This window comes from Croceibacterium salegens (assembly GCF_009827435.1).
Taxonomy (GTDB): Bacteria; Pseudomonadota; Alphaproteobacteria; order Sphingomonadales; family Sphingomonadaceae; genus Croceibacterium_B; species Croceibacterium_B salegens.
Genome location: NZ_WTYM01000033.1, coordinates 215,687 through 238,541, shown reverse-complemented (window position 1 = coordinate 238,541; position 22,855 = coordinate 215,687). Strand labels below are relative to the sequence as shown.

The 22,855-nt window shown below is 65.3% G+C and carries 22 protein-coding genes; 15 read left to right on the top strand and 7 right to left on the bottom strand.

Translation table 11 applies throughout. From position 1 onward, the window contains the following. Positions 1–5: 5 nt before the first annotated feature. Both GRI89_RS07190 and GRI89_RS07185 read right to left on the bottom strand, forming a co-directional pair. A complete protein-coding gene (locus GRI89_RS07190) occupies positions 6–1,109 on the bottom strand; it encodes a branched-chain amino acid aminotransferase (protein WP_159793615.1) in 1,104 nt (367 codons plus the stop codon). Between the two features lie 488 nt (positions 1,110–1,597). Continuing rightward, a complete protein-coding gene (locus GRI89_RS07185; RefSeq protein ID WP_159793613.1) occupies positions 1,598–2,137 on the bottom strand; it encodes a hypothetical protein in 540 nt (179 codons plus the stop codon). Between the two features lie 63 nt (positions 2,138–2,200). Between GRI89_RS07185 and GRI89_RS07180 the strand changes: the two genes are divergently transcribed. The 5 genes from GRI89_RS07180 to leuB all read left to right on the top strand — a co-directional run bounded on the left by GRI89_RS07180 (position 2,201) and on the right by leuB (position 5,534). After that, positions 2,201–2,941, top strand: a complete 741-nt coding sequence (locus tag GRI89_RS07180) for a TlyA family RNA methyltransferase (RefSeq protein WP_159793611.1) — start codon at positions 2,201–2,203, stop codon at positions 2,939–2,941. Positions 2,942–3,006: 65 nt separating this feature from the next. Next, positions 3,007–3,561 (top strand): TspO/MBR family protein, encoded by a 555-nt coding sequence (locus tag GRI89_RS07175; protein WP_159793609.1) that lies wholly within the window; start codon positions 3,007–3,009, stop codon positions 3,559–3,561. A 24-nt stretch (positions 3,562–3,585) separates the two neighbouring features. Next, positions 3,586–3,834 (top strand): accessory factor UbiK family protein, encoded by a 249-nt coding sequence (locus GRI89_RS07170; RefSeq protein WP_159793607.1) that lies wholly within the window; start codon positions 3,586–3,588, stop codon positions 3,832–3,834. Between the two features lie 45 nt (positions 3,835–3,879). Continuing rightward, a complete protein-coding gene (recO, locus tag GRI89_RS07165) occupies positions 3,880–4,479 on the top strand; it encodes a DNA repair protein RecO (RefSeq protein ID WP_159793605.1) in 600 nt (199 codons plus the stop codon). Next, the gene (gene leuB, locus GRI89_RS07160) at positions 4,476–5,534 is read left to right on the top strand and encodes a 3-isopropylmalate dehydrogenase (RefSeq protein WP_159793603.1); all 1,059 of its coding nucleotides are present in this window, start codon (positions 4,476–4,478) and stop codon (positions 5,532–5,534) included. Before recO ends, leuB begins: the two co-directional genes overlap by 4 nt. On the opposite strand, the gene GRI89_RS07155 is transcribed toward leuB, so the two are convergent. Then, positions 5,531–6,832 carry a DUF418 domain-containing protein gene (locus GRI89_RS07155; protein ID WP_159793601.1) on the bottom strand — a complete coding sequence of 434 codons (1,302 nt, stop codon included), beginning with the start codon at positions 6,830–6,832 and terminating at the stop codon, positions 5,531–5,533. The genes leuB and GRI89_RS07155 overlap by 4 nt on opposite strands. Before the next feature lie 113 nt (positions 6,833–6,945). On the opposite strand from GRI89_RS07155, the gene GRI89_RS07150 reads away from it, so the two are divergent. The 3 genes from GRI89_RS07150 (at position 6,946) to GRI89_RS07140 (ending at position 10,555) form a co-directional block, all read left to right on the top strand. Then, complete coding sequence (locus tag GRI89_RS07150; protein ID WP_159793599.1) at positions 6,946–8,088, top strand: glycosyltransferase; 1,143 nt, start codon at positions 6,946–6,948, stop codon at positions 8,086–8,088. Between the two features lie 104 nt (positions 8,089–8,192). Then, positions 8,193–10,259 carry a prolyl oligopeptidase family serine peptidase gene (locus GRI89_RS07145; RefSeq protein ID WP_235912850.1) on the top strand — a complete coding sequence of 689 codons (2,067 nt, stop codon included), beginning with the start codon at positions 8,193–8,195 and terminating at the stop codon, positions 10,257–10,259. Positions 10,260–10,369: 110 nt separating this feature from the next. Further along, positions 10,370–10,555, top strand: coding sequence for a PLD nuclease N-terminal domain-containing protein (locus GRI89_RS07140; protein WP_159793595.1), 186 nt, complete (start codon positions 10,370–10,372; stop codon positions 10,553–10,555). Positions 10,556–10,568: 13 nt separating this feature from the next. Here the strand turns inward: GRI89_RS07140 and GRI89_RS07135 are convergent, their stop codons facing one another. After that, positions 10,569–11,858, bottom strand: a complete 1,290-nt coding sequence (locus GRI89_RS07135) for a glycosyltransferase family 39 protein (protein ID WP_159793593.1) — start codon at positions 11,856–11,858, stop codon at positions 10,569–10,571. An 83-nt stretch (positions 11,859–11,941) separates the two neighbouring features. On the opposite strand from GRI89_RS07135, the gene GRI89_RS07130 reads away from it, so the two are divergent. The 4 genes from GRI89_RS07130 to GRI89_RS07115 all read left to right on the top strand — a co-directional run bounded on the left by GRI89_RS07130 (position 11,942) and on the right by GRI89_RS07115 (position 16,065). After that, positions 11,942–13,150 carry a trans-sulfuration enzyme family protein gene (locus tag GRI89_RS07130; protein WP_159793591.1) on the top strand — a complete coding sequence of 403 codons (1,209 nt, stop codon included), beginning with the start codon at positions 11,942–11,944 and terminating at the stop codon, positions 13,148–13,150. Positions 13,151–13,336: 186 nt separating this feature from the next. Beyond that, a complete protein-coding gene (locus GRI89_RS07125; protein ID WP_159793589.1) occupies positions 13,337–14,689 on the top strand; it encodes a PAS domain S-box protein in 1,353 nt (450 codons plus the stop codon). A 133-nt stretch (positions 14,690–14,822) separates the two neighbouring features. Next, a complete protein-coding gene (apaG, locus tag GRI89_RS07120) occupies positions 14,823–15,194 on the top strand; it encodes a Co2+/Mg2+ efflux protein ApaG (protein ID WP_235912849.1) in 372 nt (123 codons plus the stop codon). A gap of 76 nt (positions 15,195–15,270) precedes the next feature. After that, entirely contained in the window at positions 15,271–16,065 is a 795-nt protein-coding gene (locus GRI89_RS07115) for a LysR family transcriptional regulator (protein WP_159793587.1), read from the top strand. An 8-nt stretch (positions 16,066–16,073) separates the two neighbouring features. Here GRI89_RS07115 and GRI89_RS07110 read toward each other — a convergent pair whose 3' ends face one another. Then, positions 16,074–17,447 carry an endonuclease/exonuclease/phosphatase family protein gene (locus GRI89_RS07110; RefSeq protein WP_159793585.1) on the bottom strand — a complete coding sequence of 458 codons (1,374 nt, stop codon included), beginning with the start codon at positions 17,445–17,447 and terminating at the stop codon, positions 16,074–16,076. Positions 17,448–17,544: 97 nt separating this feature from the next. Then, positions 17,545–18,120: a signal peptidase I gene (gene lepB, locus GRI89_RS07105; RefSeq protein ID WP_328598129.1), complete on the bottom strand. Its 576-nt coding sequence runs from the start codon at positions 18,118–18,120 to the stop codon at positions 17,545–17,547. Between the two features lie 28 nt (positions 18,121–18,148). On the opposite strand from lepB, the gene GRI89_RS07100 reads away from it, so the two are divergent. Next, positions 18,149–18,694 (top strand): GNAT family N-acetyltransferase, encoded by a 546-nt coding sequence (locus tag GRI89_RS07100; RefSeq protein ID WP_159793582.1) that lies wholly within the window; start codon positions 18,149–18,151, stop codon positions 18,692–18,694. 10 nt (positions 18,695–18,704) lie between these two features. Here the strand turns inward: GRI89_RS07100 and GRI89_RS07095 are convergent, their stop codons facing one another. Continuing rightward, complete coding sequence (locus GRI89_RS07095) at positions 18,705–19,970, bottom strand: hypothetical protein (protein ID WP_159793580.1); 1,266 nt, start codon at positions 19,968–19,970, stop codon at positions 18,705–18,707. Between the two features lie 121 nt (positions 19,971–20,091). Here GRI89_RS07095 and GRI89_RS07090 point away from each other — a divergent pair, with 121 nt between their 5' ends. Both GRI89_RS07090 and GRI89_RS07085 read left to right on the top strand, forming a co-directional pair. Further along, positions 20,092–20,769: a nuclear transport factor 2 family protein gene (locus GRI89_RS07090; RefSeq protein WP_159793578.1), complete on the top strand. Its 678-nt coding sequence runs from the start codon at positions 20,092–20,094 to the stop codon at positions 20,767–20,769. 112 nt (positions 20,770–20,881) lie between these two features. Continuing rightward, positions 20,882–22,846 carry a TIR domain-containing protein gene (locus tag GRI89_RS07085; RefSeq protein ID WP_159793576.1) on the top strand — a complete coding sequence of 655 codons (1,965 nt, stop codon included), beginning with the start codon at positions 20,882–20,884 and terminating at the stop codon, positions 22,844–22,846. The last annotated feature ends 9 nt before the right edge of the window (positions 22,847–22,855 follow it).

Sequence of the window (22,855 nt, the reverse complement as noted above, 5' to 3'; positions counted from 1 at the left end):
CCCCGTCAGTCGATCCTGTGGACCCAGCCGTGCCGGTCCTTGATCGTCCCGCGCTGGATGCCGACGAGCTTCTCGCGAATCCGCTCGGTCAGCTGCCCGGGACCGCCGCCGCCGATGGTGAATTCGCCGGCTGCGCCGGCCACCCTGCCGACCGGGGTGACGACCGCTGCGGTGCCGCAGGCAAAGGTTTCGAGCAGGTGCCCGCTCTCCGCATCGGCGCGCCACTGGTCGAAGCTGTAGCGGCCTTCCTTCACCGTCAGCCCTTCTTCGCGGGCGAGCTTGATGATCGAATCGCGGGTGATGCCGGGCAAAATCGTGCCGGTCAGCTGGGGCGTCAGCAGGGTCCCGTCCTCGAAGGCGAAGAACAGGTTCATCCCGCCCAGTTCCTCGATCCACTTGTGCTCGGCGGCGTCGAGGAAGCAGACCTGGTCGAAGCCCCTGGCGACGGCATTGGCGTGCGGGACGAGGCTGGCGGCGTAGTTGCCGCCGCACTTGGCCGCCCCGGTGCCGCCCGGCGCGGCGCGGGTGTAGTTCTCAGAGACCCAGATCGAGACCGCAGGGGCGCCCGACTTGAAGTAGTTGCCCGAGGGGCTGGCGATGACGAGGAACTTGTACTGCTTCGCCGGACGCACGCCGAGAAAGGCCTCGGACGCGAACATGAAGGGACGCAGGTAGATTGAGCCTCCCTCGACCATGGGGAACCAGTCCTTGTCGGCCAGCACCAGCCGGCGAACCGCCTCGACGAAGACTTTCTCGGGTAAGTTCGGCATGGCGAGCCGGTCGGCCGAGTCGTTGAAGCGCCGCGCGTTCTGCTCGGGCCGGAACAGCGCCATCGTGCCGTCGGCCAGCTTGTAGGCCTTCATGCCCTCGAAGATTTCCTGCGCGTAGTGCAGCACCGCGCAAGCCGGATCGAGGCTGAGAGGTCCCCGAGGGCCGAGAGTCGCCGAATGCCAGCCGCGATCCGCGTCGTACTCGATCATCACCATGTGATCGGTGAACACCGTGCCGAAGCCGGGAGCGGCGATCAATGTGTTGCGCTCGGCCGCGGGGACCGGCGACGGGTGAGGGATGCGGGCAAAGTCGAGCGACTGACCGGCGGTGGCGTGCATGGGAACTTTCCTAATGTGGCAGTGCTACGATTGACCGATAATTTCATTATGAGCAAGAAAAATGAAATAAATGGTAAGCGTTGCAACCTTTCGCCGCCGCACTAGCCTGAAGTGTGCCCGAATTGAAGGGCGGCGGAGCAGAACCGCAAAAAATGAGAAGGCCGGCTCCGCCTGTCGGTGGAACCGGCCTTCGCATGGTCAGCGGTCGATTAAACCGCTCACGAAGCCTCTATCGGCGGTTTTCAGAGGTTACCGATAGTGCTCCGCGCGGGTCGTTTCCGACCTCCCTGCTGAACCATGAGACATCGGATCACCTCCTTTCGCGCTTTAAAGCCAGGTCACCGTTTCACCGGTGGCCAAGACCTGCGTGTACCGCCGGCCTTGGGTGTAATTTGAGTCTTGTTGAACGCTAACACAAGTCTTGCATTTCAGTTTTTCACTGTCAGAATCCTGCGCTTCCGGCCTGCCCCTTGGGGTGGGCCTTTTTCTTACCTGCAGTCGTCCAGGACTCGGCTGATTTCCGGCCAGGAAGGCAGGTAAAGCGTATCGAGTCCGTACATCTCGACTGAAAAGCGTCCTTTCGAAAAGGCGATCGCATCGAGGAACGAGTCGCGCGCCGGGAGTTCGGTGCGGATCGTTGGCTGGCCGTCATCCTTCGGTTCGGCGGTGAAGGTGCGGCTCGAGAATTCGGTGCGGATGGTCATCGGTACCGGAGCGGCGGCGCGGCCGAAGCGCATCAATGCGATGGTGCGCGACGCCTTTACGCAGGCGATCGCGAAGCGCGGCTGGTCCGCCGACACTCCGAAGCTGGCCGAACTGCCCGACGCGTAGGCGACGTAGCTCCAGTCGCCGGCGGTTTGCGGGGCGTCCATCCAGTTGCTCGGCGTTGGAGCGACGACCTCCTCCGGTGCCTGGGTAGGCGGTGGCGCGGGGGCCGGAGTCGGCGCCGGGGTCGGCGCGGGTGCAGAGGGCACGCAGGCGGCGAGGGCGACGATGGGCAAGGCGATCAGCAAGCGCAGCGCGGTCATTTCGCTGCTGTGGCCGATGCGCGGGATTGGCTCAAGAGGACGGAAACGACTAAGCGCATGCATATGGCGAAACAACGCATCGACCAGCTGCTTGTGTCCCGCGGGCTGGCGGAGAGCCGCGCCCGGGCGCAGGCGCTGATCATGGCGGGGCTGGTCTTCGAAGGTACTCGAAAGGTCGATAAGTCGGGCCAGCAAGTATCCGAAGAAGCGGAAATAATTGTAAAGGGCCGCGACCACCCCTGGGTCAGCCGCGGCGGCATCAAGCTTGCCCATGCGATCGAGCATTTCGGGCTCGGTCCCGCAGGTGCGGTGGCGATGGACATCGGCAGTTCGACCGGCGGTTTTACCGATGTCCTGCTGCAAGGCGGGGCCGAACATGTCTTCGCGGTCGATTCCGGCACCAACCAGCTTGCCTGGAAGTTGCGGCAGGACCCGCGCGTCACCGTGCTCGAACAGACCAGTGCGCGCATCCTCACCGCCGAACAGATCGACCGGCCGTGCAACTGGGTGGTTTGCGACGCCTCGTTCATCTCGCTCGCCAAGGTTCTCGAACGCCCGCTCGAACTGGCCGCGCCGGATTGCCGCTTAGTGGCGCTGATCAAGCCGCAGTTCGAAGTCGGGCGCGAAGAGGTGGGCAAGGGCGGGGTAGTGCGGGACCCGGCCTTGCACTCTCGCGTTTGCGATGAAGTGCGCGAATGGCTCGAAGGCTCGGGATGGGCCGTCGACGGAATTGTCGAGAGCCCGATCACCGGTCCGGAGGGCAACGTGGAGTTCCTGATCGCCGCCCGTCGGGGGACGGTTTAACGCCCCGGCGTTGCGCCCGGTGAAGTGCGCCGCCAATATCCCGCCGCCGAATCAAGGGAGTCCGAATGAACCGCCTCGCTTCGCCTGCCCAGTTGCGCGCCAGCTTCGTTCGCTGGTCCCTGTTTATCGTGCCGGTCATCGTGCTGTTCGGGTTCCTTTCGGGCCAGATGGCCGGAAGCACCGCCCAATCCCCGTGGTTCGAAGCGCTGGCCAAACCGCCGACTTTTCCGCCGCCTGCCCTGTTCGGCGTGGTCTGGACGGTGCTTTACGTGATGATGGGGCTGGCGCTGGCGCTTGTTTGCGCAGCGTGGGGCGCGCGCGTCCGCGCGTGGGCAATTGCGGTGTTTGTCGTGCAGTTCCTCGTCAACCTGGCGTGGTCGCCGGTGTTCTTCGCCATGCACCAGATCACTGGGGCGCTTGCCGTGATCGCGGCGCTGGATGTGCTGGTCGTGATTACCGTGTTGCTGTTCTGGCGCGTACGCCGCCTCGCCGGAGTGCTGTTGCTGCCGTACCTCGCGTGGATCCTGTTCGCGACTCTGCTCAACTGGCAATTCCTGCAACTCAACCCGCAGGCCGACGGCGCCGAGGTCAGCGGCTCGGTGCAGCGGATTGAATTCTAGGAAACGCGGGTCCACATAGCTGCCATGCAAAGCGAAAACCCCCTTGTGGCCGACTTCGTGAAGATGGCCAACGCCGCCGCCGGAACCTTTGCCGGCATGACCCGTGAAGCCCGCGAGGGCGCGCGTGAGCGGATGAAGGAAGCCCTCGGCGGCCTCGATTTCGTCAGCCGCGAGGAATTCGACGCGGTCAAGGACATGGCGTCGAAGGCGCGCGAACAGGCTGAAGCGCTCGCTGAGCGCGTGGCGGCGCTGGAAGCCAAGCTCTCCAAATAACAACGGCGAATTGAACGCAGCGCCGGGCTTCGCCACAGCGAAACCATGCACCTGCGAGCACCCGCCATCCTCCTTGCCGCCCGCCAGCACGGCGAGACTGCGGTCGTCGCGAGGCTGCTGACCGAGCAGGCGGGAGTCGTCGCGGGCTATATCGCCGGCGGGCGCGGGCGCCAGCTGCGGCCGGTGATCATTCCCGGCAACACCGTCGCGGCGGAACTTCGTTCGCGCTCGGACAGCCAGTTGCCGTTCGCCAAGCTGGAGCTGATCGAGAGTCGTGGGCCGTGGCTGAGCGAGCCGCTGCCTGCCGCGGCGATCGGCTGGGCCTGCGCGCTAACCGCCACCGCGCTCCCCGAGCGGCATCCCTATCCCTCGCTGTGGGAAGCGCTGGGCGGGCTTCTCGACGCGATCTGCCATGCGCCGTCGGCGCGCGGCTGGGCGCGGGCGCTGGCGGGCTATGAAATCTTGCTGCTGCGCGAGCTGGGCTATGGCGGTGGCGCTCGCATCCCCGAGGGCGAGCTGCCCGAAATCCTCGATGTGCTGGGCAAGCTGGGGGACCCGATCGACCAGTACCTGCTTGCCGACCGGCGGGGAGACGTTATGGCCGCGCGCACTCGGCTACTGGAACTGCTCGGACGAATGGCATGAAGATCGCGGTACTCCCCGGAGATGGAATCGGCCCGGAAATAATGGCCGAGGCTAGGAAGGTCCTTGCCGCGCTCGACCTGCCCGGCGTGATCCTGTGGGAAGGCGACGTCGGCGGAATCGGCTATCGCCGTCACGGCCAGCCGCTGCCGCCCGAAACGCTCGAGATGGCCAGGGCCGCTGATGCGGTGCTGTTCGGCGCGGTCGGCGATCCCGCGTGCGACGGCCTCGAACGCCACTTGCGGCCCGAGCAGGCGATCCTTGGCCTGCGCACCGCGCTCGGCCTGTTCGCCAATCTGAGGCCTGCGACGATGTTTCCCGGGCTCGAGGACCTGTCGGGCTTGCGCCCCGAGATCGCCCGCGAAATTGACCTTCTGATCGTCCGTGAACTGAACGGCGACGTCTATTTCGGCGAAAAGGCGATCCGCACGCTCGACGATGGGCGGCGGCAAGGCTTCGATTTCATGTCCTATGCAGAGGACGAGGTGCGGCGCATCGCCCATGTCGGCTTCCGTGCCGCACAGGGGCGGAAGGGCCGCCTGTGCAGCGTCGACAAGGCCAACGTGCTCGAAACCAGCCAGCTTTGGCGCGACGTGGTTATCGAGGTCTCGGCCGAATATCCCGACGTCGAGCTGACTCACATGTACGTCGATAACGCGGCGATGCAGCTTGTCCGCAACCCGGGCCAGTTCGACACCGTCGTGACGGGCAACCTGTTCGGCGATATCCTCTCCGACCAGGCCAGCATGTGCGTCGGGTCGATCGGCCTGCTGGCCAGCGCGTCGCTAGGCGAATCCCAGACTGAGTTTGGCACGAAGGGCCTCTACGAACCGATCCACGGCAGCGCGCCCGACATTGCCGGGACCGGCAAGGCCAACCCGATGGCCATGATCCTCTCCGCAGCAATGATGCTGCGCCATTCGTTCGGCCGCGAGGCCGATGCAACTCGGATTGAGACGGCAGTGGCGCAGGCACTGGCCGACGGCGTGAAGGGCGCCGACCTTGGCGGCGGCGCAGGGACGGTCGAAATCGGCGATGAAGTTCTGGCCCGTCTTTAAGCGGCTGCGGCCTTCCTGATCGGGAACAGCCGCCAGTAAGTCAGGCAGCGCCAGATCCATTCGAGCGGACCGAAGCGGAAGCGGGCGAGCCACCAGGGCGAGCAAACCAGCATCAGCGCCCAGCCCAGCAACACGAACAGCTCGAGGCCGGGGCGCATGAACTGGCCGTACAGCGCAAGGCCCCAGCCCTGGAAGATGAGCGCCATCACCGCCGAGGCGCCGACGTAGTTGGTGAACGCCATCCGCCCCGCCGCCGAGAGCCGTTGCCCGAGCGCGGTAGGCGCCCATTTCGGCGTCATTGCCACCAGGACGGCAGCGAATCCGAAGATCATCGGCAGGCGGGTGACGTGGACCGGACCGTAAAACACGAACATGTTGAGCGCGCGCGGAAAGTCGGCTTGCCAGACGAGCACGATCAGCGGCAGCGACAGCAGCACCGATACGACGATACCAAGTGTTCCCCAACGGATCAGCTTGCGGCGGTTCCAGCCCCCCGAGAAGAATCCCATGCGGAACAGCGCCGCCCCGATCAGCATGCAGGCGAATGAATCCAGCACCATGAAGGGCAATTCGAGGAACGGCTCCCAGGTCAGGTTGCCGAGCCGCCAGCGGACAATCTCCGGCAGGCTGCCGGTTGCGAGCACTTCTCCCTCCTCGCGGGTTTCGGCGATGAAGTTCTGCTGGTCTTCGAAATATGCAACCCGCCCCGGGTCGGTCGCGGGCGCGGCAAGCACTTCGCGCTCGTGCAGCGCCCAACCGCCGAGATCGATGGAGCTGAACACCGCGTCCGAACAGTAGAGCAGCAACCCGGCGATCAGCAGCGGCTTGACCGGAAGGCGAACGAGCAACATCGCCACCACCCCAAGCGCCGCGTAGTGGAACAGGATGTCGCCAGCGAACAGCACGTAGAAATGGAACAGCCCGAACAGCGCGAGCCAGAACAGGCGGCGGAACTGTAGCCAGTACGGATGGACGTCCTTCTTCTTCGCCCGATCCATGAACAGAACCAGGCCCGCTCCGAACAGGATTGCAAACAGCCCGCGCAGCTTGCCATCGATGAACAGGTAGTTGAGTACCCACAGCAGCTTGTCGGCCAGCGAGGGCTCGCCGATCAGTCTGAGCCAGCGGTGCGTGCCGGGTAGCTGGCCGTAGTTGAGGATATTGGTCGCAAGGATGCCGAGGATCGCGACACCGCGAACGAAGTCGAGCGTCGAGATCCGCCCTTCCGGCTGGTCTGGTGTGCCACTCGCCGCGGCGTCGACCGGAAGCAAGCTGTCTTTGGAAAGTGCTGTGGCCATCGCCGAAAACTCCCCCCGGATCTGGCGCGTGCCCGCATCCTACAGTATTTGCCCACGCGGCCTAGCCACCCCGCAAACGTTTTATTGATATTTACCATATATCCGCCGAGCCGATGGACATGAATCACGCCGCAATCGCACACGCCGCCGAAGCTGCCGCAAAGCCGCTCGAACTCGCGATCGTGCTGCCCACACTTAACGAAAAAGCCAATATCGCGCCGATGGTTATGCGACTCGAACAGGCGCTCGGACCGAGCGGCTGGGAAGCCGTTTTCGTCGACGACAATTCGAAGGACGGCACCGCCGAAGAGGCGCGCCGCATCGGTCAGACCGATCCGCGCATCCGCGTAATCCAGCGCATCGGCCGCCGCGGCCTCGCCAGCGCGGCGATCGAGGGCATGTGCGCCACCGCCGCGCCCTATGTCGCGGTGATGGATGCCGACCACCAGCACGATCCGGCGCTGCTGCTCGACATGCTCGCGGTGGTGAAGTCGGGCGAATACGATCTCGCCTACGCCAGCCGCTTCGCCGAGGGGGGGAGCGCCGAAGGTCTTTCAAGCAAGGGACGCGAAAAGGGCTCGCAGTTTGCCAATTCGCTTGCGCGCAAGCTCACCGGGACCGAGCTCAGCGACGCGATGAGCGGGTTCTTCCTGCTGCGCGCCGAACAGCTTCGCTCACAGGCTGACCGCCTTTCCGGCATCGGCTTCAAGATCATGCTCGACATCCTCGCAACCGCCGAACCCAAGCTTCGCGTAAAGGAATTCCCATTGAAGTTCGCCCAACGCGCCGCCGGCGAATCCAAACTCGACCACGGCGTCGTGCTCGATTTCATCGCCGGTCTCTACGACCGCTGGCTGGGTCGCGTGATCCCGACGCGCTTCGCCCTATTCGGCACCGTTGGCGGGCTCGGCGTGCTCGTGCACATGGCGGTGGTCGGACTGTTCTTCCGCCTGCTCGACCTGAGCTTTACCTGGGCCGTGGCAATCGCGACCGTCGTGGCGATGACCTTCAACTTCTGGCTCAACAACCTGCTCACTTACCGGGACCAGAAGCTAGCCGGGGCGGAGGGCATGTTCTTCGGCTGGATCAAGTTCTGCCTCGCCTGCTCGGTTGGGGCGCTGGCCAACGTCGGCGTGTCCTCGGTGCTCGAGGCCATACAATTCCACTGGTATGCCGCCGCGCTGATCGGTGTGATCATCGCCTCGGTGTGGAACTACGCGCTGTCGAGCCGCTTCGTCTGGGGCCGCTTCAAGTAGCCCGGTTTGCCAAATCGGGGGTGCTTGTTAGAAAGCGATAACAACCGCTTTCGAAAGTTTCCCCGATGCGCATTTTCCGTTTGTCGCTGCCCTTACTGGCTGCGATGTCCACACCCGTGATGGCGCAGGACACGAACGAGGACCCCTACATCTGGCTCGAAGCGCCTGCTTCGCCCGAAGCGATGGCCTGGGTCGAGGCGCACAATGCGGTGACGACCAAACGGTTCGAGGCCGATCCGCTGTACAAGACGCTTTACGACGAGGCCTACGCGATCCTCTCCTCGCCCGATCGCATCCCGAGCGTAAGCTTCCGCAAGGACAAGCTCTACAACTTCTGGCAGGACGGCGAGCACCTGCGCGGCATCTGGCGGCGCACCACGCTCGACAGCTATCGCACCGCCGCACCGCAATGGGAAACGATCCTCGACATCGATGCTCTGGGCAAGGCCGAGGGCAAGAGCTGGGTATACAAGGGCGTTTCCTGCCTGCGGCCCGAGGAACGGCTGTGCCTCGTCGCGCTGTCCGACGGCGGGGCCGATGCGACCGAGGTGCGCGAGTTCGACCTTGCCACCAAGTCCTTCGTCGAAGGCGGATTCTTCATTCCGATGAGCCAGCAGGCCTATGACTGGGTCGACGAGAACCACCTTCTTGTGGCGACCAACTGGACGGGCAAGGACCTGACCGGTTCGGGCTATCCCTACATCGTCAAGCGCGTCACGCGCGGCCAGCCGCTGGCAAACGCTGTCGAAATTTTCCGCGGCGGCAAGGACGATGTCGGTACCTTCTCGGGTGTCGTGCGAGACGGTGACGGAAACCAGGTCGAGATGCTCGTCCAGGCCACCGATATTTTCCATTCGAACACCTACGTCATCGTGGACGGAGAGCCGAAGCAGTTGGCGATCCCGCAGAAGTCTTCGGTCAACGGCATGGTCTCGGGTCGCGTAATCGTCGGGCTCGACGAGGACTGGTCGGTGGGAGGCACGACCTACAAGGCCGGTTCGGTCGTCGCACTCGACCGCGCTGCAATGCTTGCCGATCCGGCCAACCTTGCACCGACCCTGATCTGGGCACCCGGTCCGCGCGAAGCAATCCAGAGCATTGCGACGACGAAGGACCGACTGCTGCTGGCCACGCTCGACAACGTCAGCGGCCGGATCACCTCCTACGAGCCGCTGCCGGGTGGAGCCTGGGCGGCTCATCGCCTGCCGTTGCCCGATAACATGGCGCTCGGCATCAGCGCGGCGGACGATGACAGCAACAGGGTGTTGATCGGTGCAGAAAGCTTCCTGACGCCGGATTCGCTCTATCTCGCCGACGCGGCGAGCAATGCCGCGCCGGAAACGCTGAAGACGCTGAAGACCCAGTTCTCCGCGCCCGGCTACACGGTCGAGCAGCACGAGGCGGCATCGAGCGACGGAACCAAGATCCCCTATTTCGTGATCCGCGCCAAGGACGCGCCGATGGACGGGACGACCCCGACGGTGATCTACGCCTATGGAGGGTTCTCTTCTTCGGAGACGCCGTTTTATTCGGGTACCGTCGGCAAGCTGTGGCTTGAACGCGGCGGTGCTTATGTCCTCGCGAACATCCGCGGCGGCGGCGAATTCGGGCCGGCGTGGCACGAGGCCGGGCTCGGCACGAAGCGGCAGATAATCTACGACGACTTCACCGCCGTGGCAAAGGACGTGATCGCGCGCGGGCTATCCTCGCCTGCGTACCTCGGCATGTACGGCGGCTCGAACGGCGGACTGCTGGCGGGCGTCACCATGGTCCAACATCCTGAACTCTACAGCGCCATCGGCATCCAGGTCCCGCTGCTCGACATGATACGCATCAGCAAGATCGCCCGCGGGGCGAGCTGGCAGGGCGAATACGGCAACGCCGATACCGACCCCGAAGTTCGCGCCTTCTGGGAGAAGACCTCGCCCTACCAGAACCTCGATCCGAACGGGAAATACCCCGAGCCGTGGATCTTCACGACGACGCGCGACGACCGCACCGGCCCCCAGCACGCCCGCAAGTTCGCCGCGCGGATGGAGGAATACGGACTGCCTTTCCTGTTCTACGAGAACACCGAAGGCGGGCACGGCTCGGGCGCGGACGTGCGCCAGTCGGCGGTGATGTACGCGCAGATGTACACCTACTTCGCGGAGAAGTTGTGCCTGAAATAGCGCCCGCTGCCCTGGCCCACGCCGGCGATCCGTGGAACCGGACCGCCGGCGGGCCCGTTCTTGCTCCCGGAAACGCGCCACTGCGCGCAACACGGATACAGGAGCAAGACATGGGTACCATTATCGGCATCATCGTCCTCGTCATCGACATCTGGGCGATCATCAACGTCATCGGCAGCAACGCCTCGGTTGGGGGCAAGGTGCTTTGGGCGCTCGGCGTACTGATTTTCCCGGTGATCGGTGCGGCGGTCTGGTATTTTGCCGGTCCGCGCGGCGACACCCGCATGATCGCCTGACCTGGCGCCGGCCCTACCGCCAGCTGTTGAGCCAGGCGTAGTCGAGGAAACTCATCTCGCCCGGCAGGGCGTCGGCGGTTAGGATCGGGAAGTAATAGGCGAAGAGCAGCCCACTCAGGACCAGCACCGCCAACGGCAGCCAGCGGTTGCCGCGCTTCCAGAACTCATCGAGCGCAAGGGCGAGCGCGGCGAGCAGGAAGGTGGCGGGCAACAGGTAGTGGTAGTAGAATTGCACCGGCTTGTCGGCGAAGACCCACATGCCCAGCGCCGCTGCGTAAAGCACGAATACCGCCAGCGTATCGCGCCGTCCGCGCAGCAGGCCCTGCCACCCGGCCCAGAGGATCGCCGGGAGGCCGAGCAGCATGGTAAGCGGGTTTCCGATCATCAGCACTCCGCGCTGCGCGCCGTCGGCGTTCTCGTAGAGATACCAGATCGGCCGCCAGTCGAAGATCCACTGGATCCAGCGCGACTGGTAGGTGTGCGGCGGCAATTGCTGCGTCTGCAGTTCGAGCATGTGCCGGTGCAGCGCGACGATCCCCTCCGGCGCGAGAGGATCGAGCGCGTAACCATGCGCGGCGAACCACACTCCCGGCAGGTAGCACGCGGCATAGGCGAGCAGCGGCACCGCGCCGAGCCACAGGAACGCCTCCAGAGTCGAGATGCCTGCAACCGGGGCACCGCGGTGCGTCGTCACCACCCTCCACCCGGCGGCGTGGGCGCGGACCAGGACGAAGGCCAGGCCCGGCAGCACGGCAATCGGAATGGCATTCCATTTCGCCGCCATTGCAAACCCGAGGCATGCCCCGGCGATGGCGAGGCGCTTGCGGCCGGTCTCGTTCTCGCGCACCGCCCCGGCCAGTGCCCAGAGCGCGACCAGCACGAGGCTGACCATGAACACGTCGAGCATGGCAATGCGGCTCTGGACGAACAGCAGGAACCCGGTCGCCACCAGCCAGCCGCAGGCGGTCGAGGCGAAGCGCGAGAGCGAGGCGAACCACAGCGCGCGCATCGAGGCGAACAGTCCGAGCGTGCCGAAAAGCATCGACATGATCCGCCAGCCCAGCGGATTGTCGCCGAACAGCCTGATACCCAATGCCATCAGTTCCTTGCCGAGCGGCGGATGCTCGATATTGCCCGGTTGATTGAGCGCGAGCCAGTCGCGCGCCGCGGGCAGGTAATGCACCTCGTCGAAGAACGGCTGGGACGGAATCGTCAGCCGCATGCAGCACAAGGCGAGGAAGGCGATGGCGACCAGCACATGCCAGCCCAACGGATCGCGTGGGTGCTCGGGGGCCTCGCTCATTAGCTCCGGCTTAGGGCGGGCAAAGATTCACATCAAGCGCGCGCTTGCCCGTATCCAATGTGCACCCTAGACCTGCGCCCGCGATGAAGAAGACTACTGGAACCGACCGCTCGATCACCTCGAAATGGCGCCCCGCCACGCAGGCGGTGCGCGCGGGCACCTGGCGCTCCGAGCAGGGGGAGACGAGCGAGGCGCTGTTCCTCACCTCGGGTTACACATACGACGATGCCGAGACCGTCGCCGCGCGCTTCGCCGGCGAGCAGTCGGGCATGCAGTACTCGCGCTTCAAGAATCCGACGGTCGAGATGCTGCAGGAACGCATTGCGGCAATGGAAGGGGCCGAGGCGTGCCTCGTTCAAGCCAGCGGCATGGCGGCGATGACCAGTTCGCTGCTGTGCATGCTTTCGGCGGGCGACCACGTAGTCGCGGGCCGGGCGGCGTTCGGATCGTGCCGCTGGATCCTAAACAACGTGCTCGAACGCTTCGGCATCACTCACACCGCTATCGACGGGACCGACAACGCGGCGTGGGAAGCGGCGATCCAGCCGAACACCAAGGCGTTCTTCTTCGAGACCCCGGCCAATCCGACGATGGACCTGGTCGACCTCGAATTCGTCTGCGGCCTCGCCCGGTCGAAAGGCATCACCTCGATCGTCGACAACGCCTTCGCCACGCCTGTCCTCCAGCGCCCGCTCGATTTCGGCGCCGACGTCGTCGCCTATTCGGCGACCAAGCTGATGGACGGGCAGGGCCGGGTCATGGCCGGAGCGGTCTGCGCCAGCCAGCAGTGGATCGAGGAAAAGCTCAGCCCGTTCCAGCGCAACACCGGGCCGATCTGCGCCCCGTTCAACGCCTGGGTCATCATGAAGGGGCTGGAAACGCTCGATTTGCGCGCCCGGCACCAGAGCGAGAGCGCGCTTGCCGTCGCCCGCTTCGTCGAAGACCGCGGCCTCCGCGTGCTCCATCCCTGGCTGCCGAGCCACCCGCAGCACAACCTCGCGCACCGGCAGATGAATGCGGCGGGACCGATCTTCAGCTTCTTCGTGCCTGGCGGACGCGGGCCGGCAATGGCGGTGTGCAACGCCTGCGACCTGATCGACATCTCCAACAACATCGGCGATTCGAAGTCGCTGATCTGCCACCCGGCGACGACCACCCATCACAACATGGGCCCCGAAGGCCGGGCCGAAGCGGGTATCGGGGAAGGCATGCTGCGCATCAACATTGGGCTCGAAGACCCGCTCGACCTGATCGAGGACCTCGCCCAGGCCTTTGACCGCGCAGGGGTGTAGAGGCGCGAAAACGCCTCTCGGGCTGCCTTCCGGCGCGGAAAATTATCCAACAAACTCGCGATAAGCGGCTGATTTTTTTCAATTGTCTGTCGGCGAGTATTGATTCGCCATGCGATAGCCAATGTTGTAACAATCTTGCTCTGAGAACCCCGGGTCGCATCCGGGGCATGTTGGACAAACCACCAGATGCTCGAAGTTCGTGATTTCTACGAGGCTCTCGTCGACTCTTCCGACGACGCCATCGTGGCGAAGGATACCGACGGAATCGTCATCGCCTGGAATCCGGCGGCCGAGCGGCTGTTCGGCTGGAGCGCGGCGGAGATGGTTGGCAACTCGATCCGCCGCCTGCTGCCGGAAGACCGACAGGACGAAGAGGACCGGATTCTTTCGCGCATCCGCGCCGGCGAACGCATCGGTCAGTTCATGACAAAGCGGCTGCACAAGGACGGGACGCTTCTCGACGTTTCCGTGACTGTCTCGCCGGTTCGCAATGCCGCGGGCGAGGTCGTCGGGGCGAGCAAGATCGCACGCGACGCCGGCCCCTACTTGCGCAACCAGGCCCGACTGCGCGAGAGCGAGGAACGCTTCCGCCTGCTGGCGGAAAACATGAACCAGTGCGCCTGGATTGCCCGGCCTGACGGGCACATCTTCTGGTACAACCAGCGCTGGTACGATTACACCGGCACCACCCTGGAAGAGATGGACGGCTGGGGCTGGACCAAGGTCCATCATCCCGATCACATGCAGCGCATCGTCGATCTCTGGCAGGTGACTCTGGCCGAAGGAAGCGATTGGGAGCAGACTTTTCCGCTGCTCGGCAAGGACGGCACCTATCGCTGGTTCCTTACCCGTGCGCACCCGATCCGCAACGAGGCGGGCGAAATTGAATTTTGGTTCGGCACCAACACCGACATCACCGAACAGCGCGAACAGGCAGAGCAGATTCGCCTGCTGCTGCTCGAACTCAATCACCGTTCGAAGAACATGCTGTCGACGATCCAGGCGCTCGCCCGGCGCAGCGACCCGAATGCGGAGGGTTTCATCTCGCGCTTCGAGGACCGGGTCCGCAGCCTCGCGGTTAACCAGGATATCCTCGTGCGGCGGCAATGGCGCGAGGTGCCGATCGATGAACTGGTCAAGCTGCAGCTCGCCTTCCTGAAGGACACGCTAGGCGATCTCGACATCAGCGGACCGGATCGTTCGCTCACCCCCCGCGCCGCCGAAGTCATCGGAATGGCTATGCACGAACTTGCGACCAACTCGCTCAAGTACGGCTCGCTCTCGGTCGACGGCGGCAAGGTTGATATCGGCTGGGACGACGGCGAAGACGGCAAGGGCTTCCGTCTGTGGTGGCGCGAGAGCGGCGGTCCAGCGGCTTCGGAGCCGACCGGAAGCGGTTTCGGAACCACACTGATCCGCGACGTCCCGCGGCATACGTTCGGCGCCGAAGTCGAATTGAGCTACCCGCCCGAAGGCTTGCAGTGGATGCTTGTCGCCGATGACTCGGTTCTCGCTGCCACGGGCCGCTTTGCGGCTTAGGGGCAACGGCAGCGGAAGAATCCGGGCAATCGTGCGCTGGATTGCCAATCCGGCCCTTTACGCGCAGGCCAAACCCGCTACGCTGCAGGTCGTGATGCTTGATGCGCTAGGCAGCCTCTTCCAACACGCAGCCATGACCGACGGGGTCACCGTCCGCGTCGCAGTAACGTATATGCCTGAGCAGTCGCGGGTCGAGGCGGGCAAGTGGTTCTGGGTCTACCACATCCGTATCGAGAACCACCGCGAGGACACCATCCGGCTGCTCACTCGTCACTGGCGGATCACTGACGGGCGCGGGATGATCAATATCGTCGATGGCGAGGGCGTGGTCGGCGAGTCCCCGGTGCTCGCACCGGGCCAGACCTACGACTATGTCTCGGGCTGCCCGCTGGCGACGCCGCACGGCTCGATGGAAGGGTTCTATACCTTCGGAAGCAGCGAAGGCGGCACGTTCGAGGCGCGCATCCCCTTCTTCCCGCTCGCCGCACCCGCCGAGGCGGGCTGACCAGTCGCACCAGACTCGACCTAACATGTTGAGCGCCCTTGCCGGTCGTACGCGACAGCAATAAAGCGCCCCGACCATGAAGCGCACGCACCTGCCCTTGAACGCCTTGCGCGTCTACGATGCCGCGGCGCGGCACCTGTCGTTCACGCGCGCGGCGGACGAACTGGCGGTGACGCCGGCGGCGGTAGGGCAGCAGATCAGGGCGCTGGAGGACGTGCTCGGCGTGGTGCTGTTCCGCCGCACCTCGAAGGGCCTCGAACTGACGGAAGAAGGCGAGGCTGGGCTCGACGCGCTGCGCGAAGGGTTCATCAAGTTCGAGGAATCGGTCCAGGCCATGCAGGCCGGACAGTCGAGCAGCTACTACACCATCGCCGCGCCGCGCGAATTCTACGCACAGTGGCTCGCCCAGCGTCTCGCGGGCTTCCAGGCGGAAAATCCCGAAGTGCGCTGGCAGATCGTCGGCGGCGAGCAGGTCGATTTCACCGAGGCCAACCTCGACCTCGCCGTGCGTCTGGTCGACGGGCCGGGCGAACTCGAAGGGGTTCCGCTGGCCCCGGCGCAGCGGGTTATTGTCGCCGCCAAGGGCGCGCCCGACCGCTGGATCCACTGGCCCGGCGCACCGCTTCCCGAAGGCCGCGAGGCGGAAATCCAGGCCGGCGACGCCGGACAGGCGCTGGCCAGCGCCATCGCCGGGCTCGGCCGCACTATGCTGCCGCTGCTGCTGTGCGACGAGGCGATCGGCCACGGCCAGCTCGAGGTCCTCGAAGGCCCCGAGGAGGGCCGCCGCGCCTACTGGCTCGTCGCCCCGCGCCCGCAATGGCGGCAGAAGAAGGTCAAGGCGCTGGTCGCCTACCTCAGCGGCGAGGGCTGAGACCCGGCTCAGGGTTCCGCGGCATCGCAGGCGGCGATGTAGTCGTCGGAGAAGTCGCTGCGCAATTCGATCCACATCGGCAGGTGGTCGCTCATCTTGTAGGTTCGCCAGAGGCGGTAGGCGCCTTCGCTCTCACCGGGCAGGTAAACCTCGCGATCTTCCAGCCGGTAAACGTACTTGAAGTAATCGAACACGTCGGCCCCGCGGATGTCGACCTTCACGTAACCGCGATCGCGTTCCGGCTCCCAGAAGGCGATCTGGTCGTAGGCCTTGTCCTTTTCCACGTTGGAGCCGGGGATCGTGCGGATCTGCTCCGGCACCTCGAAGCCGTTTGCTTCAAGCGCCTGCATGGTTTCGTGTTCCTTCGACAGGATGTTGAAGTCGCCTAGGAGCGCGGTGAGCACGGGGTTGGCGGGGTTCTTTTCCATCTCCTTCCTCGCCCGGTCGCCGAGCAGTTCGGTCAGGCGCTCGATTTCCCGCCTGCGCTGTTCGAGCAGGCGCGGTTCGTCGTTGTCGCCGAAGTAGATGTGCACCGTGGCGAGGTCGATCTTCATCCAGCCTGCCTGGAAGCTGACGATGAACGGCGTGCGGGCAAACTGCTTGAAGCTGTCGTCGATCGCCTCGCCGGGGAAGCGCAGGCGATAGTCCTTACCCGCGACCGTGCCTTGCGGCACGTCGACATGGACCCAGCCGCGCCTGCCCGAAACGCGGGTCACCAGCGAGTTCTTGGTGATCGCCAGCGAGCTGCCGTCTGGCACGCGCAGCATGGTCCCGGCGGGAAGCGGCAGCTCGAGATCGTAGGTCAGCGCGGCCTTGCCGTTACTTCTGCTTTCCGAATTTGCCTTGTGGTCGCCCGAAAGGTCTTCGCCGTCCGGAAGTTCGAGCTCGATCCCGTTCTGTAGCAGCAGCCGTTCGCCGAAGCTGGCGAGGACCTTCTTGCCGTCGGGCAGGGTCAGCTCGCCGGCGATGTGGCGAAACTGCACGCGGCCGCGGTTGTAGAGGAAGACCATCCGCTCCCCGTTGCCCGCGCCGTCATCGACCACGTCGGTGGCGATATAGTCCCAGTCGGGTCCGAGGATGTCGAGCAAGTCGAGGAACTGGCGCAGGTTCTCGCGCACTTCCTGCATCGCCACGAGGTCGAACTTCGAGAGGATTTCGGCGATGTAGTAAAGCGGCTCGAACCCGCGTCCACCAGACTTGCTGGTGCCGAATTCGCGAACGTTCCAGGTGCCGATACGGATCGTCGTCATGCGGTCCGACCCGGCCGGGAAGTGCGCGGCGAGCGCGGTGCGCAGCCGCTCGATACCGGCGATGGTTCGCTTGCGGACGGCCTCCGCTACCGGATCGGCTTGGGCGGACTTCAGGCGTGTATAGAACGGCATGGCGGACCCTTTTCCGGCGGTGCGGTTCGTGAGGGACGATACCGCAATCGTGTGCCGGGAGACAGTCGAGTTTCGCCCGGGGCAATCCGCAGTTCGTTCAGTCCAGGTCGATCCGGTGGGTGATGCTCCCACCATCGACCATCCCGATCCCAAACATATCTGGAGGGTACCGGCTGTCTGCGGCGTGATCTCGGTTATCGCTGAGCAGGAAGTAGCGGTTCCTGGGCAACACGGTTTCGGCCAGTTGGTCCTGCATGCTGTCGGCACTGTCGAGGATGCGATGCGGCGATTTTTCACCGGGGAAGCGTTCGAGAAGGACACTGCCGGTTACTTCATCGCCCTCGTCCTTGTAGCGCCACGATCCCTTGCGCTGCTGGTGCATCGGCTTGCCGTTCAGGACGACGACGCTTTTCACCATGGCAATGCGATCGCCCGGAAGGGCGGCAATGCGGCTGACGTAGTCCCCGTTCGCGGTCTTGACGATGACGATGTCGCCACGAGCAAGTTCGCTGGGCCGGACACTCCAGGACCCGAAGCGAGTGCCCATGGGTAAGGTCGGCTCCATACCATGGGATGCAGCGTGATAACCGTGCCACGGCATCATGTCCCCGCACGCCGCGAGTGGGAAGGTGAGGCAAGATGCAAGTAGCGCGGCCGGGCTTGCCAATCTCATGCTGCAGAGCCTAGCGGCACCCCTTGATATGACAACCGAATCCACCCCGACCCTCGAAACCACGCGTTTCATCCTGCGCGAACTGGTGCGCGCGGATGCGGCGGCGCTCTACCCGACTTTCGCCGACGAGGAGTCGATGCGCTGGTGGAGCCGTGCTCCGTTCACCGACCTCGACGATCTGGCCAGCTACCTGACCGAGAACAGCCCGGGCTGGGATGCTCGAACCTGGGCGGTGGTCGACAAGTCCGGCGGGCCGGCGATTGGGCGCGTCACTGTGGCCGACCGCGGGGACGGGATCTGCGAATTGGGATACGTAATCGCGAAGGAGCGAATGCGGCAGGGCGTCGCCAGCGAGGCGCTCGCCGCGGTCATCGCCCACTTGTTCGCAGTCGATGGCAAGCGCCGCATCTACGCCGACACCGACCCTGACAACGCGGGCAGCAACCGCCTGCTCGAAAAGCTTGGCTTCAAGCTCGAGGGCCGGCTGCGCGAGCAGTGGACAACGCACATCGGTCGCCGCGATAGCTTTATCTGGGGGCTACTGGTGGACGAATGGAGTTCGCCCACCAGTTAGGGAAGCAGGCTCAACCGCCCTTGTTGTCGTCCTTCGGCGGCGGCGGGGGCGGCGGCGGTCCGCCGAAACCGCCGGGCGCATTCGGATAGGTCGCCGCCGGGTCGCGATCGAAAATGGTGGCGAAGCGGGCGCTCGGATCATTTTCGAGCGTGACGGCCTCCTGCGTCCCTTCGATCACCGCCTTGCGGTGCGCGCGGCTGGCGCTGATGTAGTCCTTGATCTGTTGGTTGCCCTCGTGACAGGCGTATTCGAAGAACTCGTACTTGTCGTCGCGCACCCATTCGATACGCGCGGTCCACGGCGCGGTGAACACCGCCGGGTCGGTATAGGTCAGCGTATAGTCGATCGCATGGTCGTTGGGCATCGACAGGCGCTCGATCGTCCTCGCCTGCTTGGTCATCGGGGTAGTGTTGAACGGCAGCGTGGCCTGGGTGGCGACGTTGAGCGGCGAGGCGGCGCGCGAATAGCCGTCGCCCGCGACGCTGTCGCCCGACTTGATGTTGGTCGTTTCGATGACCATCACCTTGCCTTCCCACCAGGCGCGGCTGTCACCCATCCAGCTCTCGACGTTGCCGGGCCAGCCGGCGGCCTCGGCGGTCGCCTTGTCCTTGTAGAGCGGGATCACCCGGGTGCCGAGCATCTCGAGAACGATGGTGACGTAGCCCGGGCTCTGGAACACGCGAATGCCGTTGTTGTAGCGGAACGGGAACATGCTCGCCGGAAAGCCGCGCGAGACGCAACGGTCCCAGCTGTCGAAGTCCGAAACCCAGTCGAAGTCCTGCACCGGCACCCAGCTCGAGCGGCCCTTCTCCATCATGTCCTTGGCCCACGGCGTCATCGGCGGGAGCTGCCCGTCCACCGGATCTACCAGCATCGAGGTGCGGTGCGCGAAGGTGCTCGACTTGATCCAGTCGGCCAGCCCCTCGGTGCCCGAAGTGCCGATGCCGCGGTCGCTGGCGGCGGAATAGCTGGCGTCCGAGCGTTCGGCTGCGGCGAGGCGCTTGGCGAACTCCTCGGGCGTCAGGAAGAAGCGATTGCCGAAGCTTTCCGGTCGCTGCAACAGGATGCGCGCGTTGTTGATGTATTCGATCTGGTAGGTGTGGCTGAAGTCGTAGTCGCCCCACGCGGTCTTCGGCGGAGTGTAGCTGGTGTCCGGCGGCGGCAGCGTGGAGAGGTCGGCAGGCACGTTCTGCGCTGCGGCGGGCGCGGCCAGAGAAATCGTGACGGCGACGGCCAGTGCCGAAACGGCGGTGGTGACAAGGCGCATCGTGCGCATGGGAAAGGCTCCTCTCCAGGGTTCTGTTTGACGGGAAGCCTACGGCCAATTTGACTTTGTCTCAAATGATTTGTTGGGTGCTTCTCGGCGGCGTCCTGCGGTCCGCCGAAATTCAGTTTATTTGGCCGCGCGGCGCAATTACTTCACTTATTGCTCGAAATATGCTTCTTTTCCGCCGTGGAATGCGATCCTTTTTGGGGAGGCAGGTACCATGCGCAAATATCTCATACTTGTTGCTGCACCGTTGGTCTTGCTTGCCGCCTGCGATCGCGGGACCTCGGACACCAAGGCCGTCGCCGAGAGTACGGACTCCGACATCGCCTCGGTAAAGCGAGAAATCCAGGCCGTCGAACAGGCCCAGATCGATGCCATCGGCACGAAAAATGCAGCCTCAGCGGCGGCGGTCTATGCCGATGATGCAGTGTTGCTCGTGCCTAGCGAACCCGCCCTGGTCGGGCAGGCAGCCATCGCTGAAGCGTTCAAGGCCGGCTTAGATGACAGTGCATACAACGTCGAACTCGTGCCCGGCAGCAAGAAGTATCGCATCGCCGGAGGGGCCGATTTTGCGGTCACGCAATTCACCGCCAAGTGGACCTACACCTTCGACGGCAAGCCTCACACCGACACCCTGCAAAACGTCACGGTGTGGGAACGCCGTGGCGGGACGTGGCGGATTGTCACCGACCTCAACCGCGTTGATCCTGTCGCGGAGCCACCTGTCGTCCAGGGCGGCGACGACGTGATCTTCTCGAACCCCATCGGACCCGGCGTTCCGAAGCCCGGGCGGCTGGACGGATAGCATGCGCCGCACAGCGACCTGAAACGGCCCGGCCGGAGCAACGCAAACTGGCCCGTCATGCGGATTCGGGGCATACCCGCTCCTGCCGGGGTCGACATGGGGCATGACGGCAATGGCGAACGACGCGCAGCAAATTGGCGAGACGGAGGCGACCGACAGGACCGTGTTCCTGAGCTATGCGCGCGAGGATAGCGCTGCCGCTCGCCGCGTCGTCACGTTACTGGAAAGCGCCGGCGTCAGCGTCTGGTGGGACAGCCTGATCGAAGGCGGGGTCAATTACTTGCCCGAAACCCAGCGGGCGCTCGACGAGGCCGATTGCGTGGTCGTGCTGTGGTCGAAGGTCTCGGTCGATTCCTTCTGGGTGCGCGACGAGGCGCAGGCGGGGCGCGACCGCAACTGCCTCGTCCCGCTCGGCCTCGACGCGACGCTGCCGCCGCTCGGCTTCCGCCAGTTCCAGACCATCGACATCAGCGCCTGGCACGGTGCGAAGGAGGGCGAGGATGCAGAGCGGATCGTGCGTGCGGTGCTCGCCCAGTGCGGGATCGAGCGCGACGACCGTCTGGTGCCGCGCCGCTCGATGCTCGGGCGGATACGCCTGCACCGGCGCGAGGCGATCGCGGCGGCGGGGCTAGGAACGGCGGCGCTGGCCGGGTGGGGCCTGTGGCGCGCCGGGGTGTTCGGCGGAGGCCTCGGCTCGAACTCGATCGCGGTGTTCCCGTTCCAGAACCTCTCCGGCCGGACCGAGGAGCGGTTCTTCTCCGACGGGCTGTCGAACGAACTGCGCATCGTCCTCGCCCGCAACCCGCTGCTGCGCGTCGCCGCGCCGACATCCTCGGAGGTAATCGCCGGGGAGGGCGGGGACGTCATCGCCGCGGCGCGCAAGCTGGGCGTCGCCAACGTCCTGCGCGGCAGCGTCCAGCGGCAGGAGGAGACGGTCCGCGTCGCCGCCGAGCTGGTGCGGGTGAAGGACTCGCTGGTCCGCTGGGCCGACAGCTTCGACCGCGACATGCAGGACGTGTTCGAGGTCCAGCGCGACATCGCCGAGGCGGTCGGCCTTGCGCTCGCCGCCGAGGTCGCCGGCAAGGACGAGGCGAAGCGCAGCGTCGAGCAGCAGCAGGAAGTGGGCGGCACCGACATCGTCGCCGCCTACGACGCCTACCTGCGCGGCAAGGCGTTCTACGACCTGTCGAACGGCGAGGAGGGCGACCGCGCCGCTCTGGCCCAGTTCGACGCCGCCATCGCCGCCGACCCGCGCTACGCCGCCGCCCACGCCTGGCGCGCGACGATGCTGGCGGCGGTGGCCAACGCCACCAGCGAGCAGAACGCGGTCCGCCGCCTGTTCGCCGATTCCATCGCCGCCGCGAGGAAGGCCATCGAACTCGCCCCCGACCTCGCACAGGGCCACCTCGCGCTCGGCTTCGCGCTCAACAACGGCGAGCTGAACCCGGCCGCCGCCCGCGAGCCCTACCAGCGCGCGCAGGACCTCGCCCCGGGCGACGCCGACACCCTGCGCGCGGTCGCCACCTTCCTCGCCTACGACGACCGCGCCGCCTCCGCGGTCGGGATGATCGAGAGCGTGCTCGAGCTCGACCCGCTCAACGGCCGCGCCTTCCGCAGCGCCGGCAACGTCGCCTTCGCGCTGCGCGACTACCCCGCCACGATCGAGCGCATGCGCCGCGCGCTGGCCCTCAACCCCGACCTCGCCAGCGCCAACTTCGCCATCGGCAGCGCCCACTACTTGCAGCAGCAATACCGCGAGGCCCTCGCCGCGTTCGAGGCGGAATCGGTCCCGATCTTCGCCCTCACCGGCAAGGCCATCGCCCAGGCCCGGCTCGGCAACACCGCGGCCGCCGCGGCCAGCCTCAAGCAGGTCGAGGACGAATACGGCGACAACAGCCTCTACCAGCAGGCGCAGGTCCTGGCGCAGTGGGGCAGGCTGCGCGACGCGCTGGCACGGCTGGAACGAGCGGCCGCGGCAAGGGACCCGGGGTTGCTGCTGGCGCGGACGGACCCGCTGCTCGATGCGCTGCGCGGGGAGGCGAGGTTCAAGCGGGCGCTGGCGGTGGTGAAGAGTTGAAGGAGGAGA